19 protein-coding genes are annotated in these 18,271 nt (G+C 67.4%); 14 read left to right on the forward strand and 5 right to left on the reverse strand.

Annotated features, from left to right (window positions below; translation table 11 throughout):
- Positions 1 to 57: 57 nt before the first annotated feature.
- From IEY68_RS32245 to IEY68_RS32255, 3 genes are read left to right on the forward strand one after another with little or no spacing between them, the layout of a single operon-like run.
- Positions 58 to 267, forward strand: coding sequence for a hypothetical protein (locus IEY68_RS32245; RefSeq protein ID WP_063000721.1), 210 nt, complete (start codon positions 58 to 60; stop codon positions 265 to 267).
- Entirely contained in the window at positions 264 to 1,106 is an 843-nt protein-coding gene (locus tag IEY68_RS32250; RefSeq protein ID WP_063000723.1) for a fumarylacetoacetate hydrolase family protein, read from the forward strand. Before IEY68_RS32245 ends, IEY68_RS32250 begins: the two co-directional genes overlap by 4 nt.
- Positions 1,103 to 2,104 carry an NADPH:quinone oxidoreductase family protein gene (locus IEY68_RS32255; RefSeq protein WP_229719169.1) on the forward strand — a complete coding sequence of 334 codons (1,002 nt, stop codon included), beginning with the start codon at positions 1,103 to 1,105 and terminating at the stop codon, positions 2,102 to 2,104. Before IEY68_RS32250 ends, IEY68_RS32255 begins: the two co-directional genes overlap by 4 nt.
- Before the next feature lie 7 nt (positions 2,105 to 2,111).
- On the opposite strand, the gene IEY68_RS32260 is transcribed toward IEY68_RS32255, so the two are convergent.
- The 3 genes from IEY68_RS32260 to IEY68_RS36580 are packed head-to-tail and all read right to left on the reverse strand — an operon-like array spanning position 2,112 to position 4,200.
- On the reverse strand, positions 2,112 to 2,576 hold the full coding sequence (locus tag IEY68_RS32260; RefSeq protein ID WP_063000733.1) for a VOC family protein: 465 nt from the start codon (positions 2,574 to 2,576) through the stop codon (positions 2,112 to 2,114).
- Positions 2,577 to 2,593: 17 nt separating this feature from the next.
- Entirely contained in the window at positions 2,594 to 3,772 is a 1,179-nt protein-coding gene (locus IEY68_RS32265; protein ID WP_063000735.1) for a thiolase family protein, read from the reverse strand.
- Positions 3,769 to 4,200 carry a Zn-ribbon domain-containing OB-fold protein gene (locus IEY68_RS36580; RefSeq protein ID WP_063916467.1) on the reverse strand — a complete coding sequence of 144 codons (432 nt, stop codon included), beginning with the start codon at positions 4,198 to 4,200 and terminating at the stop codon, positions 3,769 to 3,771. Before IEY68_RS36580 ends, IEY68_RS32265 begins: the two co-directional genes overlap by 4 nt.
- A 130-nt stretch (positions 4,201 to 4,330) precedes the next feature.
- Here IEY68_RS36580 and IEY68_RS32270 point away from each other — a divergent pair, with 130 nt between their 5' ends.
- From IEY68_RS32270 to IEY68_RS32280, 3 genes are all read left to right on the forward strand, one after another.
- Positions 4,331 to 5,545: a CaiB/BaiF CoA transferase family protein gene (locus tag IEY68_RS32270; RefSeq protein ID WP_063000739.1), complete on the forward strand. Its 1,215-nt coding sequence runs from the start codon at positions 4,331 to 4,333 to the stop codon at positions 5,543 to 5,545.
- Positions 5,532 to 6,119 (forward strand): carboxymuconolactone decarboxylase family protein, encoded by a 588-nt coding sequence (locus tag IEY68_RS32275; protein ID WP_189094617.1) that lies wholly within the window; start codon positions 5,532 to 5,534, stop codon positions 6,117 to 6,119. The genes IEY68_RS32270 and IEY68_RS32275 overlap by 14 nt, the downstream gene beginning before the upstream one ends.
- Before the next feature lie 183 nt (positions 6,120 to 6,302).
- Positions 6,303 to 6,635 carry a hypothetical protein gene (locus IEY68_RS32280; RefSeq protein ID WP_229719170.1) on the forward strand — a complete coding sequence of 111 codons (333 nt, stop codon included), beginning with the start codon at positions 6,303 to 6,305 and terminating at the stop codon, positions 6,633 to 6,635.
- Positions 6,636 to 6,741: 106 nt separating this feature from the next.
- On the opposite strand, the gene IEY68_RS32285 is transcribed toward IEY68_RS32280, so the two are convergent.
- Complete coding sequence (locus tag IEY68_RS32285; protein ID WP_063000743.1) at positions 6,742 to 7,374, reverse strand: NAD(P)-dependent oxidoreductase; 633 nt, start codon at positions 7,372 to 7,374, stop codon at positions 6,742 to 6,744.
- A gap of 152 nt (positions 7,375 to 7,526) precedes the next feature.
- Here IEY68_RS32285 and IEY68_RS32290 point away from each other — a divergent pair, with 152 nt between their 5' ends.
- Positions 7,527 to 8,003, forward strand: coding sequence for a MarR family winged helix-turn-helix transcriptional regulator (locus IEY68_RS32290; RefSeq protein ID WP_063000745.1), 477 nt, complete (start codon positions 7,527 to 7,529; stop codon positions 8,001 to 8,003).
- 36 nt (positions 8,004 to 8,039) lie between these two features.
- Here IEY68_RS32290 and IEY68_RS32295 read toward each other — a convergent pair whose 3' ends face one another.
- The gene (locus IEY68_RS32295) at positions 8,040 to 9,242 is read right to left on the reverse strand and encodes an MBL fold metallo-hydrolase (RefSeq protein ID WP_063000747.1); all 1,203 of its coding nucleotides are present in this window, start codon (positions 9,240 to 9,242) and stop codon (positions 8,040 to 8,042) included.
- Positions 9,243 to 9,372: 130 nt separating this feature from the next.
- On the opposite strand from IEY68_RS32295, the gene IEY68_RS32300 reads away from it, so the two are divergent.
- From IEY68_RS32300 to IEY68_RS32330, 7 genes are all read left to right on the forward strand, one after another.
- The gene (locus IEY68_RS32300) at positions 9,373 to 10,296 is read left to right on the forward strand and encodes a LysR family transcriptional regulator (protein ID WP_063000749.1); all 924 of its coding nucleotides are present in this window, start codon (positions 9,373 to 9,375) and stop codon (positions 10,294 to 10,296) included.
- 129 nt (positions 10,297 to 10,425) lie between these two features.
- Positions 10,426 to 11,076: a TetR/AcrR family transcriptional regulator gene (locus tag IEY68_RS32305; protein ID WP_063000751.1), complete on the forward strand. Its 651-nt coding sequence runs from the start codon at positions 10,426 to 10,428 to the stop codon at positions 11,074 to 11,076.
- A gap of 68 nt (positions 11,077 to 11,144) precedes the next feature.
- Positions 11,145 to 12,092 carry an alpha/beta hydrolase gene (locus IEY68_RS32310; RefSeq protein ID WP_063000753.1) on the forward strand — a complete coding sequence of 316 codons (948 nt, stop codon included), beginning with the start codon at positions 11,145 to 11,147 and terminating at the stop codon, positions 12,090 to 12,092.
- Positions 12,093 to 12,505: 413 nt separating this feature from the next.
- Positions 12,506 to 13,978, forward strand: a complete 1,473-nt coding sequence (locus IEY68_RS32315) for an LVIVD repeat-containing protein (protein WP_063000755.1) — start codon at positions 12,506 to 12,508, stop codon at positions 13,976 to 13,978.
- A gap of 12 nt (positions 13,979 to 13,990) precedes the next feature.
- A complete protein-coding gene (locus IEY68_RS32320) occupies positions 13,991 to 14,719 on the forward strand; it encodes a DUF305 domain-containing protein (protein WP_229719171.1) in 729 nt (242 codons plus the stop codon).
- 435 nt (positions 14,720 to 15,154) lie between these two features.
- Complete coding sequence (locus IEY68_RS32325; protein WP_063000760.1) at positions 15,155 to 15,721, forward strand: TetR/AcrR family transcriptional regulator; 567 nt, start codon at positions 15,155 to 15,157, stop codon at positions 15,719 to 15,721.
- Between the two features lie 62 nt (positions 15,722 to 15,783).
- Positions 15,784 to 18,006: an MMPL family transporter gene (locus IEY68_RS32330; RefSeq protein ID WP_063916466.1), complete on the forward strand. Its 2,223-nt coding sequence runs from the start codon at positions 15,784 to 15,786 to the stop codon at positions 18,004 to 18,006.
- Positions 18,007 to 18,271: the final 265 nt, after the last annotated feature.

The following is an 18,271-nucleotide window of genomic DNA, read 5'->3' on the forward strand; positions in this document are numbered from 1 at the left end:
TGCTCACCTACCGCAACTCCGGCGTGGTCAACTTCGCCACGCCTCGTGTCTGCCGAGATGTACCTCGAGTCGACCGGGGAAGTGCTCGCAGTGGCCGAGGCGACCATGGTCGTCGGTTCCGGCAGCGGCGGCGCACGCCGGGCTGTGGATCCGCGGCCCGATTTCCTCGATCGGCACATCGCATTGCGCCGCACAGCGCGCGACGGCGACTGCAAGATGGCCGCCGCCAACCCCACCCACGACCGCACGACAGGAGGGCAACGATGAGAATCGCCCGCTACTACGACGGTGCGACGCAGCACTGGGGTCTCCTCGAGGACGACCACGTCCGTCCGATCCATGGGGCGATCGCGGAGTGGGCCCCGGCCCTGGTCGCCTCCGGTTTCCGGGAGCTACCCATCGCCGGGACCACCGTGCCCCGCGCCGATGTGCGGCTCCTCGCGCCGGTCGAGCAGACCGCGAAGGTCCTCGGCGTCGGGGCGAACTACTGGAGGCACCTGGAGCGGCTCGGGCGGACCGAGCGGCCCACCCACCTGGCGTCGTTCCTCAAACCGATCACGGCCGTGATCGGGCCGGACGACGAGATCCGCAACCCCGCGATCACCGACGAACTGGACTACGAGGTCGAACTGACCGCCGTCATCGGCCGGCCGGTGTCGCCGCTGACGGACGACCCGGTGCCGGCCCTGCTGGGCTACACCGTCGCCAACGACATCAGCGCGCGGAACTTCCGGGCCGGCGACAAGGGCCCGGACCTGGTCAGCATGAAGGCCAACGACGCGACGACGCCGATCGGCCCCTGGATCGTCACCGCCGACGAACTCGCCCCGGCGGCCGACCTCGACCTGAAAATCGTCTGCCGGGTCAACGGCGAAGTCCGGCAGGAGGACACCACCGGCCGGATGCTGTGGGGGGTCCCGGAAATCCTGGAATTCTTCAAGCCGCGCATCTCCCTGGTGCCCGGCGACGTCATCCTCACCGGTACCACATGCGGCGTCGGCCTCGAGGACGGACGGTTCCTCGGGCCGGGTGATGTGGTGGAGACCGAGGTCGGTGGTATCGGGGCGCTCCGCAATGTCGTGGGCCGGCGCGGAGCTCGCGGATGATGCGCGCCGCTGTCGTTCGTGAGCGTGGCGGCCCCGAGGTCGTCTCGATCGAGGAGATCCCGGATCCCGAACTGCGGCCGGGCACGGTCCGGGTGGCGGTCGCCTGCGCGGCGCTCAACTTCCCCGACCTGCTGATCATGGCGGGCACCTACCAGGCGACGGTCGATCTGCCGTACGTGCCGGGATGCGAATTCTCGGGGCGGGTGCTGGAGGTCGCCGCCGATGTCACGGGCCTCGGGGCCGGTGACGTCGTGTTCGGGCTCGCCACCCACGGCGCGCTCGCCGGTCAGATCGTGATCGAGGCCCGGCGGGTGACCGCCGTGCCGCCGGACGGTGTCCAGCCGCGCTCGCTCGCGGCGTACAGCGTCACCTACACGACCGCCTACCACGCCCTGCGCACCTTCGGCGCCGTGGCGGAGGGGGAGTGGGTGGCAGTGCTCGGTGCGGCCGGCGGGGTCGGTCTCGCCGCCGTCGATATCGCCCGCGCTCTCGGCGCCCGTCCGATCGCGATCGCCCGCGGCGGCGACCGCCTTGCGGCGTGCGCGGACGCGGGTGCGGTGGCGACGATCGACTACTCGGCCGAGGACGTCAAGACGCGCCTGAAGGAGATCACCGGCAGCGGGGCCGATATCGTCGTCGACCCGGTCGGTGGGGCGAGCGCGGAGCAGTCACTGCGGGCGATGCGGTGGGGCGGGCGGTATGTCGTCGTGGGGTTCGCCTCCGGCGAGATCCCGCGGATCCCGCTGAACCTGGTGCTGCTCAAGGGGGTGCAGATGGTCGGCTTCGAGAACCGCACGATCATGGAGCATCTGCCCGAGGTGGCTCCCGTGCACCGGCGCGAGATCCTCGACCGCTACCTCCGGGGCGAGGTCCGGCCGCGGATCGGCTCGGTGCATCCGCTCGAGGACGTCGGGGAGGGGCTGCGGCGGCTGGCGGCACGCGACGTTGTCGGCAAAGTGGTCATCGACGTGGATCCCGCAGTACTGGGTTCTTCCTGACGGTATTTCAGGCCGTGTACAGCGGGGAAGCGCCTTCGCCGGCGGCAGTGCTGCCGGCCCGGGCGACCGCCTGGCACCGGCAGGTGCCGATCTGGTGGAGTTCGATCATCGCGCCGCTCGGGTCGTAGGTGAAGACCTGCAGGTCCGCACCCCGGCCGGCCTTCCAGTACGTCGTGCCGAGCCGATCCAGCTCGGCGCGTGCCGCGGCGATATCGGGGACACCGAACGCGATGTGCTGGGTGAACGGGTCCCGGTCGGGCGTGCGCGCGTACTGCGAGGTTCCCTCGACGGAGAACAGGTGGAGCTGGGTATTGCCGACGTCCATCCAGAAGAGCGGGATTCCGGGGATCTCGCGGGCCCCCGGATCCGGATGCAGCCCGAGCACTTCGCCGAAGAAGACCTCGGTCGCGTGCTCGGTGCCGGGGCGGATGCGCAGCGCCACGTGGTGCAGCTCGAGTCCGGTCAGTGCCATGGATCGGCTCCTTCTCGTCAGGTGGTGAGCAGTAGGCAGCCGCCGTGCGGACCGCCGCCGGCCGCGGCGAGTGCGACCTCTGCTCCGGCCACCTGACGGGCGCCTGCCTCGCCACGCAGTTGTGCGCAGGCCTCGTAGAGGTGCCCCCAGCCGTGCAGGCGTCCGGCGGAGAGCTGGCCTCCGCTCGTATTGAGCGGGAGCTCGCCGTCCAGTGCGATGTTCTCGCCACCTTCGACGAAGGACGGCGCCTCGCCGTATTCGCAGAAACCGAGGGACTCCAGCCACATCAGGGTGAGGAACGTGAAACCGTCGTAGAGCTGGGCGGTGTCGACGTCGGCGGGCCTCAGGTCGGTCCGGCTCCACAGGTGCCGGGCCGCGTCCTGGGCGGCCATCTGGTGCGGGTGCCGCCACTGGTCCCACGCGGGGTGGTTGGACATCGCCGAGCCGATGGCCTCGATCCGCACTGCTTTCGGGGCGTCCGCGGCGGTCTCGGCCGCCGAGACCACCAGCGCCACCGACCCGTCGGCCGGCAGATCACAGTCCAGGAGGCAGAACGGTTCGCTGATCATCCGGGCCGCCAGATAGTCCTCGATGGTCAGCGGATCCCTGAGGATGGCGACGGGGTTATCGGCGGCATACCGCCGCTGGCTCACCGACAGCCAGCCGACCTGCTCCCGGCGGGCGCCGGTCTCGTGCAGGTAGCGCTGGTAGTTGAGCGCCAGCCAGTTGGCGGCCGAGAGTGCCCCGAACGGGCGGTGCCATTGCAGGTAACCGGTCACGCCTCCGGCGTCGGCTCCGTCGGTCCGTAGCCGGCGGCCGGTGCCCTGGGCGGTCGCCTCTTCGGTGGTGCGGTAGACGAGCACGTGCCGCGCGAGCCCCGTGGCAACCGCCATGGCGGCCGCCATGACGGGCGTGAACTGGGCCGGCCCCTCTTGGCATGCCAGGTGCCACTTCAGATCCAGATCCAGCGCGCCCTTGACCCGCCACGGGCTCGGTCCGTTGAACCCCGGGGCCGCGGGGTACTCGCCGGGCCAGGCGACCAGGCCGTCGATATCGGTCATGGTCAGCCCCGCATCCGCGACCGCGGTACGGGCGGCCTGCACGGTCAGGTCGAGACCGGAGCGGCCGAGGCGGCGGCCGATATCGGAGCGGCCGAGGCCGGTGATCGCGGCGGCGTGCTCGAACTTGGTCGTCATCGGCCGGCACCGTCCGTCAGTGGTTCGAAGAAGGGCAGATAGATCTCGCCGTGCTGCTCGAAGACCACGCGGACGCGCTGCCCGATGCGCACGTCCTCGGGGTCGCAGTTGACCAGGCGGGTCATCAGCTGGAGGCCCTCCTGTTCGTCCAACTCCACGATCGCCACGACGTACGGCGGCACGATGCTCGGCAGAAAGGGCTGACGGTTCACCGTGAAGGAGAAGACCGTGCCGAGCCCGCTGACCGGTGTCGGAACCGGGACGTACGCGCCGTGCGGGCCGCAGTCGGGCCGGGGCGGGTGGTACCAGGTGCCCGTTTCCGGGCAGCGCTGGATCCGGAGCAGTCCATCCGCGCCGGAGGTCCAGAAGAACTCGGTCTCGGGAGTGAGGCGCGGTAGGGGCGGGGTGGCCGGGGGAGCCGTCGTCATGCCGATGCCTTCGGGTGAGCTGTTGACGCGGGTCCGCGCCTCGATCGTATGATACAAGAAAGACGGTTAATGTCACATATGACACATGGGTCGGGATGGCCGTTCCGGTGTCCGGAGGACGGAGGATGCGATGACGAACGTGTTGGACGGTGTGCGCATCATCGAGGTGGCGATGTGGACCTTCGTCCCCTCGGCCGGTGCGGTTCTCGCCGAATGGGGGGCCGATGTCGTCAAGATCGAGCACCCGGTCACCGGCGACGCGCAGCGGGGCCTGGTGAACTCGAAGTTCCTCCCGCAGCAGGCCGGCGGCGTCAACTACATGATGGAAGTGCCGAACCGGGGCAAGCGGAGCTTCGGCCTCGACCTCAACGGCGAAGAGGGCCGGCAGCTGCTCTACGAGCTGTGCAAGACCGCCGATGTCTTTCTCACCAACTTCCTGCCCGACGCCCGGAAGAAGCTGGGCATCGAACTGGCGGATATCCGCGCCGCCAATCCGGACATCATCTACGGCCGGGGCCATGGTGCGGGGGTGCGCGGCCCGGACGCCCACAAGGGTGGCTTCGATTCGTCGAGCTACTGGGCCCGCGGCGGCATCGGGTACACGATCAGTCCGCCCGGGGAGTATCCGGTGCGGATGCGCTCGGCCTTCGGCGATGTGATGGGCGGGCTCACGATCGCCGGTGGCCTCGCGGCCGCGCTGTTCCGGCGCGAGCGCACCGGTGAGCCGTCGGTCGTCGACGTCTCACTGCTGAACCTCGCGATGTGGAACATCTCGGTCGATATGGCCTCGGCCGGGTTGTTCCCGGACCAGGACGTCTACCGCTACAACCCCGAGGCCATGATCAATCCGACCGTCGGCATGTATCCCACCAAGGACGGACGCCACCTCAACCTCACCATGCTCCAATCGGACCGCTACTGGGCCGAACTGGTGACCGCGATGGGCCGGCCCGACCTGATCGAGGACCCGCGCTTCGACAGCCACGAGATGCGCGAGAAGAACGCGCGGGAGTGCACCCAGGAACTCAAGGCCGTTTTCCTCGGCCGCACGATCGACGAGTGGCGGGTGGCACTCGCGGATATCGAAGGCGTCTGGTCGCCGCTGCAGACTCCGTTGGAGGTTCATCAGGACCCGCAGGTGGCCGCCAACGGCTACCTGCCGGTCCTGGAGACCGCGAGCGGCGGCAGGCTGGCCGTCGCCGCCAACCCGGTGCAGTTCGACGAGGAGGCCGCGACCCCGATAGCCGCCCCCGAGCACGGCCAGCACACCGAGGAGCTGTTGCTCGAAATGGGATACGACTGGGAACAGATCGTCGAACTGAAGAACCGCAATGTCATCACCTGACGAGCGGCGCCGGGTGACCCTGCGTGCGGACCCGGCCGGCGACGAAACCCTCACCGCCATCTACGAGCAGGTCGTTCGCGCGGCGGGCGGGGTGCCCCGTCTCTATCAGGCGCTCGGTGCGGCACCGCACCTGCTGCGGGGGTGGATCGACTTCGCCTGGACACTGCGCGCCGATGCGCTCAGCTCGCGCGCGCTGCGCGAGCTGGCCATCCTGCGGTGCGCCCAACTGTGCGGCAGCGACTATGTGTGGCGCAGCCATATCCGCCTCGCGGCCGAGGCCGGTGTGACCGAAGCCAAGGTGGCAGCGGTCGCCGCCGCCGAGGCGGGGGACGCGGTCTTCGAGCCGGTCGAACGGGCGGTGCTCGCCCTCACCGCTGAGCTCGTCGACGGTGGGGTCGCCGATACGACGTGGGATACCGCCGCGGCGTACCTCGACGAGCAGATGATGGTCGAGCTGGTCCTCACCATCAGCTGGTATGCCCATGTCGCCCGTGTCGTCGACGCGCTCGGCATTCCGCTCGAGGGTTATCACGCCGGGGAGGCGGCGGTGCCCCGGTTCGGATCGGAGGAGTGAGCCGGTGCGTGCGATCGTGATCGAGGAGCGGGGCACGGCCCCGTCCTGCGGGACCTGCCGGAGCCGCCGTCCCGGGTCGGGGCGGTACTGATCGCCGTCGAGACCGCAGGGCTCGGTGGCTGGGACGTCGCCGGCGCCTACCGGCTGGGAGTCGAATACCCCTGTGTCGTCCGGGGTGAGGGGGTGGGCCGTGCCGAAGACGGTCGCCGGGTCTACTTCGGTGAACGTTCCGTGGCCCCGTACGGTGCGCTCGCCGAGCGCACCCTGGTACCGCGCGAGGAGGTCTGGGACGTACCCGACGATGTCACCGCTATCGCCATGGGGATAGCGGGCACCGGCATCCTCGTGCCCCTGGAGGCAGCGCGGCTCGGGCCGGGGGACCGCCTGCTCGTTCTGGGCGGAACCGGCACGCTGGGGCAACTCGGTCTCCAGCTGGGGCGGCACCTCGGAGCGAGAAAGGTGCTCGTCGACGTCGCCGGCGCTCCGGTGACCCGACGGGATCGCCAACGCAGCTGATGCGCGACTGTCGATCCGCTCCGGTGTGGTGCTCGGCGAGCACCGGCCCGCGGAACGGACCTCCGGATCAGCCGTGGATTCGGTTGTCGCCGAATCGGTTCGGCGTCTATTTATCGCTGATGAAGGGTGCGCGACCGATCTGGTCGGAATCGGTGGCCTGCTGGAGAATGAATGCGGCGGCGTTCGCGCGGGAGAGGCGCACGCCTCCCTTGTCGCCGATCGAGCGCACGTTGATGGTGGCGGTTTTCGGACCGTTCGTCAGCAGCGGAACACGCACCAGCGTCCACTTCAGTCCCGAATCCCGGACTGTCTGCCCGATCGTCACGATGGCGTCGTACGCGGCGGTCTGAAAGGTCCGGATGCCCTTGACCATCAAGCCGACCTTGAAATCCTTACGGTCGGCAGGATCGGTCATGCTAGGCGTACCCAGCGCGACGAGCCGCTCGACCTGCTGTTCGCGCATTGCCGCGACGATATTGCGGTAGCCGGTGATCAGTGGCGGGATATCGTCGGCTTTGGTGCTCGGGCCCAGCAGGCTGAGTACCGCGTCGCTGCCGCGTACGGCTTCGCTGATGGCCGCGGCGTCGTCGAGTTGCCCGGTGACCGCGGTCAGGCGTTCGCGGGTGGGCAGCTTCGACGGTGTCCGGGCGAAGGCGACGACGTCGTGTCCCTCTGCCAGTGCGTAGTCGATCAGCAGCAGGCCGGTAGGGCCAGTGCCGCCGAAGATGGTGATCCGCATCGTTTCTCCCTCAGATCAACGCGTGATGTCGGGCCGCCCCTGCCGAGCAGGGTGGCCATGGTCCGGACGCCGGGATCATCCGCCCGACAGTCATTCATCTCGATAGATAATGTAGCACTCTACATAATCTATCAACATGTACGATTGGACTCGTGGACACCGAGGACTCCCGGCACACCGCCGGTCATGAGGGAATCGACGAGCATGCCCGGCCAGGGCTCCTCCTCGCTCTGCTCGGTCAATTCGCGATGCATCGGCTGCGTGAAGCACATACGGTGCACCGGCTGACGCCTCGCCAGTTCCAGCTCATGGTCTTGTTGAACCAGGCGGGGGTGCTGAACCAGAGCGAGCTGGCCACCGCTATGAACGTGGCCGCAAGTGTCCTGGTCACCCACTTGAATCCCCTGGAAGCAGACGGGCTGATCGCACGAACACGGGATCCCCGGGACAGGCGCCGGCATGTCATCACCCTGACAGAACTCGGCGTAGTGCGCCTTGCCGAGTCCGAACGGGCTCAGCTGGACGCCGAAGATCGCCTCTTCATCGCCCTCGGTTCCAGTGAACGAGAACAATTGCGCGCATTGCTCTCCCGGGTGTACGCGTCCACAGAGAGGCCCGATGCCTGCTGATATCGGATAGGCAGAGGCTCTCTGTGGCAGCGGGTCTCACCGTGGGCGTGTGCCGACACCGATCTGCATCAGGTCCTCGCCGAGCCGGAAATTTCCGGAATAGCCTTGCTGGGCGCCGTGCCAGCGTTCCGGTGGGTGGTCGCCCGGTCCGTAGTGGGACAGCAACAGCATCTTGGCCCCCGCGCTTTCGGCGACGGGCCCGACCTGTTCGATCGTCGTATGCGCGCCGATCAGATGTTGCCGGTAGGCGGCGCGCTCGTCCGGCGTCAGCGGCATCCGATCCAGGCTGGCGTCGACCCACTGGGGATCGACGACCTCGTGCACGAGGATATCCGAGCCCTCGGCCAGGGCGGGCAGGTTGTCGCAGACCGTCGTATCGCCGGAGAAGGTGATCGAGCCGTCGTCGGTATCGAACCGGAACGCGAAGGCCGGAAACACCGGCCGGTGGTCGACCAGCGTCGCGGTGACCTTGACCAGGTCGTCCTCGTACACCTCGATGGGACGGTCGAGCCGTGGTGCGCTGATAGTGTTCGGATCCGCGCCCGCGCCGGGTGGCAGCGCAATATCGTGGGCAACGAGGCGAGCGTAGATATCGGGTGCGGCGGTATCCCGGATCCGGTCGTTGAGGTCGGTGGCGAACGCCTGCAAGATCAGATCGGTCATATCCACGGTGCCGGGCCATGGGTTGCCGGGGCTCACCGGCGGCACGGGGCGTCCCGGGGGAAAGACTCCCGGCAGGGCGCCGCGGCGTCCCGGTCCGAATACCTGCACCGGCCGATCGGGGGTGCCGAGTCCGCCCCCGGGAAGCCCGTAGAGCATCAGCGGCGGATAGCCGGCGATATGGTCGGAGTGCAGGTGGGTGAGGAAGACGGCACGCAGTTCGGTGAAGTCGGAGGCCGGCGATTGCGAGAACAGGCCCGCCTGCTCGTAGCGCCGGCCCATCCCCTCACCGCAGTCGACCAGGTAGACCGCGTCGCCGACGACGACAGCGGAGGATATGCCCGCCCGATGGCGGTCGGAGCCGGTCCACCAGGTGGGGCCGCCGGCCGTGCCGAGCAGCACCAGACGGGTTCGATAGCCTTCCGCGTCGTTCCCGCCGCGGATGACGGGACGGGCCACCGCCGCGGCGGGTGCCGCGCCGGTGACGGCCGCACCGGCTGTCGCGCCCGCCGCGACAGCCGCGCCCTTGAACAGTCCCCGCCGTGACATCCAATCGACCGCACCGAACGGTTCGCACATTGCCCGACTCCTTCCGGGGCGATGACATCGCCTCCCTGGGAACCGTTCTACGACCCGAGGCCGGTGGCGTCCAATACCGAGATTACGACCTATCTATAGACAGCCTTTATACGGTAAGTATGGTCTGATCATGGATCTGCATCAGCTTCGCGGTGCGGTCGCCGTGGCGGATCACGGCAGCTTCACCCGGGCCGCGGCGGTCTTGCACGTATCCCAGCCGTCGCTGTCCTATGCGATCTCCCGGTTGGAAACCGAGCTACGCGCCAGCCTTTTCGTGCGTTTGCCCCGGCAAGTGGTCCCGACCGCGGCAGGCCAGACCTTTCTCGTCCATGCGCGGGCGGCCCTGGAGCAAGCCGACTGTGCACGGGCGGCGGTCAGTGCGGCCGAGCATCCGGTGAGCGGTCGCGTCGACCTGGTGCATATCCGCACAGCCACAGCGGTAGCCACCCGCATGATCCGGGATTTCCGCGACCGCCATCCCGGAGCGGTATGCGTAGTCCACGAGCCGGCCGGCGATACCGAGATCGTCAGTGGCCTGCGTTCCGGACGGCACGACGTGGGAATCATGCGATCGGACCACGTCCCGCGTGATCTGCTGGCTGTGGACGCGGGCACCGAGCGCTGGGGTGCAGTGTTCGCCGAGGACCAGGCCCCGGCGCGGGCCACGATCGGCCTGGAAACTCTTGCGGAGCACCCGCTGGTCGTACCGGGCGCGTACTCGAGTATGCGGGCCGGGTTCGACGAGGTCTTCTCCCAAGCCCGGCTCACCCCCGATGTCGCTGCCGAATGCACGGATATCCATATGCTGCTCAGTCTGGTGGCCGCCGGCGTCGGCGCCACCCTGCTCCCGGACTCACTCGCCCGCACGCGACCGGATATCACCTACCGGACGATCACGCCGCGTATCGCGCACGGGCTGTCGGTTGTCCGCAAGGCGGGGTCGACGACGCCGACCATCGATGCGTTCTGTGCGATACCCGCCGTGCCCACACGGTCGCGCAAGCGGAACGCTGAGACCGCAGTAATCAAAAATATTCCGCGGCAAGGAGATTGATACCCTGCGCCGGAGCGCGGTGACGAACGAGACGGCGCTGGTCCGCGCCCCGGGGGTGGGTGGTCGCCGCCCCTTTTCCCGCAATCGTGAGCTATTGCACACATGTCAATTAGTCGTTATGGTCTGACCATGGCACTGACCGGCATACCGCCCGCCGCGTTCATGCGGTCGGGCAATCCTGAGGATCCCCGCTCGCGGCGGACGCGAGCGTTGCTTCTTGCCGAGGCGGAACGGGAGATCGCGCGATCCGGGCGTCTGCCGTCGGTGGCCTCGTTGGTGCAGGCCGCCGGGGTCAGCCGGGGCGCCTTTTACACCCACTTCAGTTCCATCGAAGAGCTGGCGGTCGCAGCCGTGCGTTCAGTTCTCGAGGAGTTCGGCGAGAATCCTGACGCGGTGCCGCCGCCGCGTGGTGGGACAAAGGTGGCGCGTTCGCAGCTCGGTTATGGCGCGTTCTTCGCCCACATCGCCGACCACCGCCCCCTCTTCACCGCGCTGGTCGCCACCTCGAACGACGGTTCGGCCCGTGAGGAGCTGCGCGAGGCCCTGGTCCGGCAAACGGTGGAGGCGATCGCCGCCAGCCCGAACAGACCCACCGGCCTCGACTCCCGTCATGCCGCCGCCTTCCTCGTGGGCGGAATTCTCGGAGTGCTCTCCGAATGGCTCCACGACCCACTGCCGCTCGACCCGTATCAGCTGGCCGGCCAGATCGCCGACCTGCTGCCATCCTGGGTGGCCGACGGAGCAGAGCAGATCCCGTCGGTACACGTCGACCTTCGCTAACCAGAGTCACCCCTCGACTGGACTACCCGTGCCCTGCCCCGAGACCGCCCCAGAGGAAAGACCTTCGAATGCCGCTGCAACTCGACCATGACATCGCCGCTGCACTGGCCGCCGGCGCCGAGGCCGCCGCCGATGTGGCACTGCCCGAACGCGACGATCCTCTCGCACTACGCGAAATCACCAACCAGACACTGACAACCCTGCTCGCCAACCTGCCGTCCGCACCTGAAGTCGATGCGGCCGCCTTCGAGGCGATCAGCGCAGACGGCACCACCGTTCCGATGCGCTGGTACACCCGCGGCACCGACAAGCCCGGCGCCGCGATCGTTTTCGTGCACGGCGGCGGCATGATCTGCGGATCGGTCGACGTGTACGAGCCTCTGATCCGGCACTACGTTCACCTGACCGGCGTTCCCTTCCTCGCCGTGGATTACCGCCTCGCCCCGGAATTCCCCGGCACCGCCCCGGCCGAGGACGCGTTCGCCGCAATCTCGTGGTTGTTCGACAACGCCGACAAGTTGGGTGTCGATGCGGCGCGCATCGCACTCATGGGTGACAGCGGCGGCGGCGGCGTCGGCGCCGGAGCGGCAATCCTCGCGCGCGACAATGGCATCGATCTTGCCCGCCAGATCCTGATCTATCCCATGCTCGACGACCGCAACACCACCCCGGACCCCGCACTCGCGCCCACCGCGACCTGGACCTACGACAACAACTACACCGGCTGGCACGCCCTTCTCGGCGACGACATCGGTTCACCCTCGGTCTCACCGGTCGCCGCACCAGCTCGCCTCGATGACTTCACCGGCCTCGCGCCGGCCTACATCGAAGTCGGGGAACTCGACATCTTCCGCGACGAAGCTCTCGACTACGCGCGACGCCTCCTCTCAGCCGGTGTCTCCTGCGAACTGCACCTTCTCCCGGGCGCGCCCCACGCGCACGATCTGATCGGGATGCCCTTTCCCATCGGCCGACGGTCACTCGACGAAAAAATCCGGGCAATCACCACGGTGTAGTACCGATCGATCCAGCCCGCCGGGGCTACCGGAATCCTGACCGGCGGGCGCGCTGCGCACTCAAACACATTCGATCCCGTCGCCCGGCCGCAGACAATACAGCGGCCGGGATTTCGTGCATTGTGAAAATAGTTCTGGCACATATAGTTCGGGAATCTCAGCAGGAGCAAATCACCCCCTTTAGGCGAATCGCATTCAGCCAAAGGTGTGATGACGGCCACCCAGGAGAGTGGCAGGCTGACTCCACTGCACTCGGCGAGGTCATCGCGCTTCTCTGCGTGACCACAGCACACGACGATGGGCCGATTGCAGGACGGCTGAACCGAACTCCAACGCCCAGCGAAAGAGCGGCGTAGGAATCACCCGCCCTGCCGGGACCGAGTGCCCCTGGGGTGAGAAGGAGAGGACACCACATGCGAGCAAGACCGCTCGTGACGGCATTTGCGTTGTCGCTGTTAATTTTCGGACAGCAGCAAGTCATCACCGCGCCGGCCGCCGCTGTAGAGCCTACCGCGGCGATTCCGCGCGCCGAGTGCGGTGACGGATCGTCGCCGGAGACCGGAGTGCAGGGTCAGGTACCGAAGGCCGACCGCGATAGCGGCCGCAGCCAGCTCGGCTACAGCTGCAACCTGTCGCTGGTCGGCCAGTACCAAGGCGAAGGTGCGTCGTGGGTCAATCCCACCTATAAGCACTGCGCCTACCTGGCGTCCTCATTTCCTGGAACCCTCGGCGCGAAGAGTTCCGGGGTCAGCGTGCTGGACGTCTCCGATCCCGCCCACCCGGTACTGACAGCCGTCCTGTCCAGTCCCGCGATGATCGGCGGCACCTGGGAATCGCTGAAAGTAAATGAGGCGCGCGGCCTGCTGGGTGCGGTGGCCGGCGGCATCGCGGTCGGCGTCGGATCGTTCGACGTCTACGACATCGCCACCGACTGCGCCCACCCCCGGCTGCTCAACGGCGTGAACGGCACCAACCTCACGATCCCGGTCAACACCCTCGGGCACGAGGGGAACTGGTCCCCCGACGGGAACACCTACTGGGCCACCGGGCTGACCGGCGGGGTCATTACAGCGATCGACGTCGCCGATCCCGCGCACCCCCGCACCCTGTTCGTCGGCAGCACCGGACTGTTCAACCATGGGCTGTCGGTCAGCGAGGATGGCAACCGAATCTACGTCTCCAACGCGCTGCCTGCAGGACTGAACACCTTCGACGTCAGCGACATTCAGAGCCGCCGCCCCTTCCCTCAGCTGCGCCAAGTCTCCTCCATGTCCTGGTCCGACGGTCTGATCAGCCAGGCATCGATCCCGCTCACCGTCAACGACCGCCCCTATTTGGTGACCTGGGACGAGTTCAGCTCCGGCGGGATCCGCATACTCGACATCTCCGACGAAACAAATCCCACTGTGACCAGCCGCATCAAGCTCGAGATCAACCAGCCCCAGAACATCGATCTCCGGCGAGAGGACACGGCGGGCAACGGCATGTTCGGGTACGACACCCACTACTGCTCCGTGAATCGAGTGGTCGACCCGACCGCTCTGGCATGCGGGTTCTTCCAGTCGGGGGTCCGCGTCTTCGACATCTCGGACATATCGAAAGTCAAGGAAATCGCGTACTTCAACCCGCCCGCACAGGTCGGCAAGCGTGAGCTGCTGAAAAACTCCGAACACGCGAACGGGCTCGTGGCGCCGTACATGCCCGTAGTCTCCGATGCCGAGAACCTCAACGTCGGTAACCCGCCGCTACAGTTCGGACCGGCCGACCTGTCCGCGGACTACTGCTCCTCACCGCCGCGGTTCGTCGGAAACCAACTGTGGGTGACCTGCCAGGACAACGGATTCCTCGCCCTGCAATTCGACAACGGCGCCTACCACGGAGGCTGACCAGTGACGGATATGGCTTTGACGGACACCGATACAGTGATGGACACCGACACAGTGACGGACAGGACCCACGGTGACAAGCCACCGAAGTTTTGTCCCCCCAAGATGCTTCGTTTGACGATGGTGGTTCTCGTTGCCGCCTCCGTCGGCGTCATCGGCGGATGGGGGCTGGCCGTCGTCCCTCGCTCCGACGCCGGCCACACGCGCAACAGCGCGGACGTCGGCTTCCTCCAGGCGATGACCACCCACCACCATCAGGCGGTACTGATGACGCAGCTGGCATCACCGCAGCTGGAGCCGCTGGTTGGCTCACTGGCCATGAGCATCCAGACGAACCAGCTGATCCAGGTCGGTCAGATGCAAGGCTGGCTGCAACTATGGGGCGATCCGGTTCAACCCACCGAGTCCAGCATGTCCTGGATGGGCGAAGAGGTCGCCGATCCAGGACACATGCACGGCATGGCAGACCAGAGCGAGCTGGACACACTCGGTAGCGCGGTGGGCCGGGACGCAAACGTGTTGTTCCTGCAATTGATGCTCCGCCACCACCACGGCGGCATCGACATGGCAACGGCGGCCGCACGGATTGCAGGTACCGACGAGGTCCGGGCATTGGCATCGACCATGGTGGTCGACGAAACCCGGGAGATGGAATACATGGCATCGCTCCTCGACGGTTTCGGTGCCACCCCGCTGCCGGAGACGCACCACTCACCTCGACAACATTCGCACCCCAATTGACTCCCGGTCCGGGCTCAATAATGAACTCCGACGTCAAGCAAGCATTCGTACGGAAAGGACGCAACCTCCGGCCACGGAAGCTGGGCGGAAACGATCGCGCGGGCGACGTGGGTGTCGTTGACAACCACAGCGTCCGCGCAGGGCATGCGCTTCGCCGTTGCACCGACACCTCAGCCGGGCCGGATTCGTGCGGCAATCAACCCAACTGGGGCCAACTCGGATGACAACACCCAGCGGCCCTTCGCCCAGGTGGGTCGCGGCCGGGAATTGCGACTCGTCCGCCCACTCACCTCGACACAACCACCAGTTCATGCCTTGATTCACGATACTGTCCGGTCGGTCACATTCTGTCCGATCGGATAGTTGCTGTCCGGTCGGTCACATTCTGTCCGATCGGTTAGAGTCTGTCCGATCGGACAGTGTAAGTTTCCGGCTGTGGTCAGACATACATCCGAGGACACCAGGGCAGATCTCCTGGCCGCAGCATCGGAGCTGTTCGCCGGGATCGGCTTCCGGGCGACGTCGATCGCCGAGGTCGCCAAGCTGGCTGGATATTCCAAAGCCACTGTGCTGTACCACTTCTCGACCAAAGAGCAGTTGATCGTCGCATGGGCTCACGATCTGCTGCAGTCGTTGTCGGAGCTGGACAAAGCGATCGGCGCCGCCACCTCCCCACGTGCCGCCCAGGACGTGGCGGTACGCGGGTTCGCCCGGTTGGCCATCGATCACAAGAACAAGGTGCATCTCCTCCAGGCCGAAATCCCATTTCTCCTCGCCAACTCGGGTATGGCCGACCTGGCGGACGCCGAGGGACGGCTGCGCCGGGCGTTGTGCGCTGGAGATGAGTCCCCACACGCCGTCAGCGCCGCCTATGTCGTGATCGCCGGTGTCGCTGCCACGGCGTCGAGGATTCCGCTGGACGACCCCGGCGAGGCGGCAGAAGTGCTGTCCGCCATCGCCTTTCGCACACTCGACCGATCGCCTGCCGACGACGACGCGTGATCGAGCCCGGTCCACCCTACGCAGCGCCGCGTCCCCTCGTATCAGACGAAAGTTGATTGATCATGGCCAATTACCTGAACAGACTGGGAAGGTATGCGTTCACGCAGCGTAGAACTGTTCTCGCGGTGTGGATCGTGTTGCTCGCCCTCATCGGCACCGGCGCCGCGGCGTTCCACAATGTCGGCAGTGGAGCAGCGCTGACCGTTCCGGGCACCGAATCCCAGGACGCCCGGGATGCGCTGGCCCGCGAATTTCCCCAGGCCGCCGGAGCATCGGGCAGTATCGCGCTGCGGGCCGCGCCGGGAACTACCTTCACCGAGCCGGGCGGTCGCGCCGTCCTCGCCGAGGTCGCCGATGCGGCGCGGGGCCTCGACGGGGTGTCCGGGGTGGTCACCCCGGAACAGTCCGGCGCGGTGACGCCGGACGGCCGGTACGCCATCATCCAGGTGCAATTCACCCAGTCGGCGAACGATATCTCCCCGGAGACCAAACAAGCCTACGAACAGCTCGGCACCGCGATCGCCGAACGGAGCGGTGCGACAATCGCCCCCGGCGGTGAAGTCGCCACCCCGGACCCCGAAGTCGGGGCGACCGAGATCATCGGTGTCGCGGTCGCCGCGGTCGTACTCGTCCTCACGTTCGGCTCGCTGATCGCGGCGGGCATGACCATGCTCACCGCCCTGGTCGGCGTCGGCGTCGGTACAGCGGGCATCTATGCCGCCAGCGGCTTCGTGACCTTCACCGGCGTCACCCCGATCCTCGCCTTGATGCTGGGCCTGGCCGTCGGAATCGACTACGCACTGTTCATCACCGCGCGCTATCGCCAGGAACTGGCGAAGGGGCGCAGTGCGGTCGACGCCGCCGGGCGCGCGATCGGCACCGCCGGGTCGGCCGTGGTGTTCGCCGGCAGCACCGTGATCATCGCACTCGCCGCGCTCAGCGCTGTGGGCATCCCATTCCTGAGCACCATGGGTCTGGCGGCAGCTGCCGCGGTTCTCGTCGCGGTGCTGGTCGCGCTCACCCTCACGCCCGCGATGCTGGGCTTCGCCGGTGACCGGATACAACCGCGCGCACCGCGCTCGGCGGCACCCGCAGGTGACGGCGCATCCGCTGTTCCAGCAGAAAAACCCACCGCCGGTGCCCGCTGGGTCGGAATCGTCACCAGGCGCCCGGTCCGGGTCGTGGCGATCACCGTGCTCGGCTTGATCGTCGTAGCCCTGCCCGCACGCGATATGCAGCTCGGTCTGCCGACCAACGGCACCGCCACCGAGGCAACGGCGGCGCGTATTTCCTACGACCTGATCACCGAAGGATTCGGCGAAGGGTACAACTCCCAGATCGTCGTGGTCGCCGGCCCCGATACGCCTGAGCGCAGCAGTGCGGCGACCACCGCACTCGGTGCGGCACTCGGCGAACTGGACGGCGTCACGGCCGTCGCACCCGCGCAGTTCGCCGCGGATGGACGTACCTCGCTGACCACAGTCGTCCCGGCCGGCGGGCCCGCCGATCCCGCTACCGAGAAGCTCATCGCCACCATCCGTTCCGATATAGCTCCCGGTATCGACGCCACGATCGCCGTCACCGGCGTCGCGGCCGTCGCCATCGACGTGTCCGATACTCTCACCAGCGCTCTGCCGATCTACTTGGCAATCGTCATCGGCCTGTCGTTGATCCTGCTCACCGTCGTGTTCCGATCGGTACTGGTGCCGCTCAAAGCAGCGCTGGGGTTCCTGCTCACCACGGCCGCTACCTTCGGTGCGACAGTCGCCGTGTTCCAGTGGGGTTGGCTGGCAGACGTGCTCGGAGTCGACAGCACCGGCCCGATCGTCAGCTTCCTGCCCATCATTCTGATCGGCGTGACCTTCGGGCTGTCGATGGACTACGAGGTGTTCCTCGTATCGCGAATGCGCGAGGACTACCTGCACGGCGCCGACGCGCGGACTGCGACGGTCACCGGTTTCACGCACAGCGCCCGGGTCGTCACCGCGGCCGCGGTCATCATGATCGCAGTATTCTCGGCCTTCGTCCTCGCTCCGGACCCGACTGTCAAGATGATCGGGTTCTCGCTCGCCGTGGGTGTTGTCGTGGATGCCTTCCTCGTCCGTATGACGATCGTTCCCGCGGTCATGTCGTTGCTGGGGGACCGGGCGTGGCGGCTGCCGAAATGGCTGGACCGCGTCGTCCCGACCATCGACATCGAGGGAGCTGCGCTGGAGAACGACGGGCGGACCGGTACGGGAGCCGATGCCCGGCCGGAAGGGGAACAAGACCTGGTTCGGGCCTGATCGACTGTTGGTTCGGTGCGGGCCTCCTCTCCCACAGGAGAGGAGGCCCGCACCGCGTTCACAGGACCCGATGCCGGCGGTACCACCGGTGAACGGGGCCGGCCGTGCGCGACGCGGTGCGGTGATCGAGATACTCGCGCGCTGCGGCGAGCGAGTAGACCTCACCGTCTCGGCCGCGATATCGCGCAGGTTCGTTTCGTGGGGGTCGGGATGCCGATCGCCGACGGATACCGAGGGTGTCGAAGTGAGGCCGCAATATGCCGCC

It is taken from the genome of Nocardia jinanensis (assembly GCF_014645735.1).
In the GTDB taxonomy this organism is placed as follows: Bacteria; Actinomycetota; Actinomycetes; order Mycobacteriales; family Mycobacteriaceae; genus Nocardia; species Nocardia jinanensis.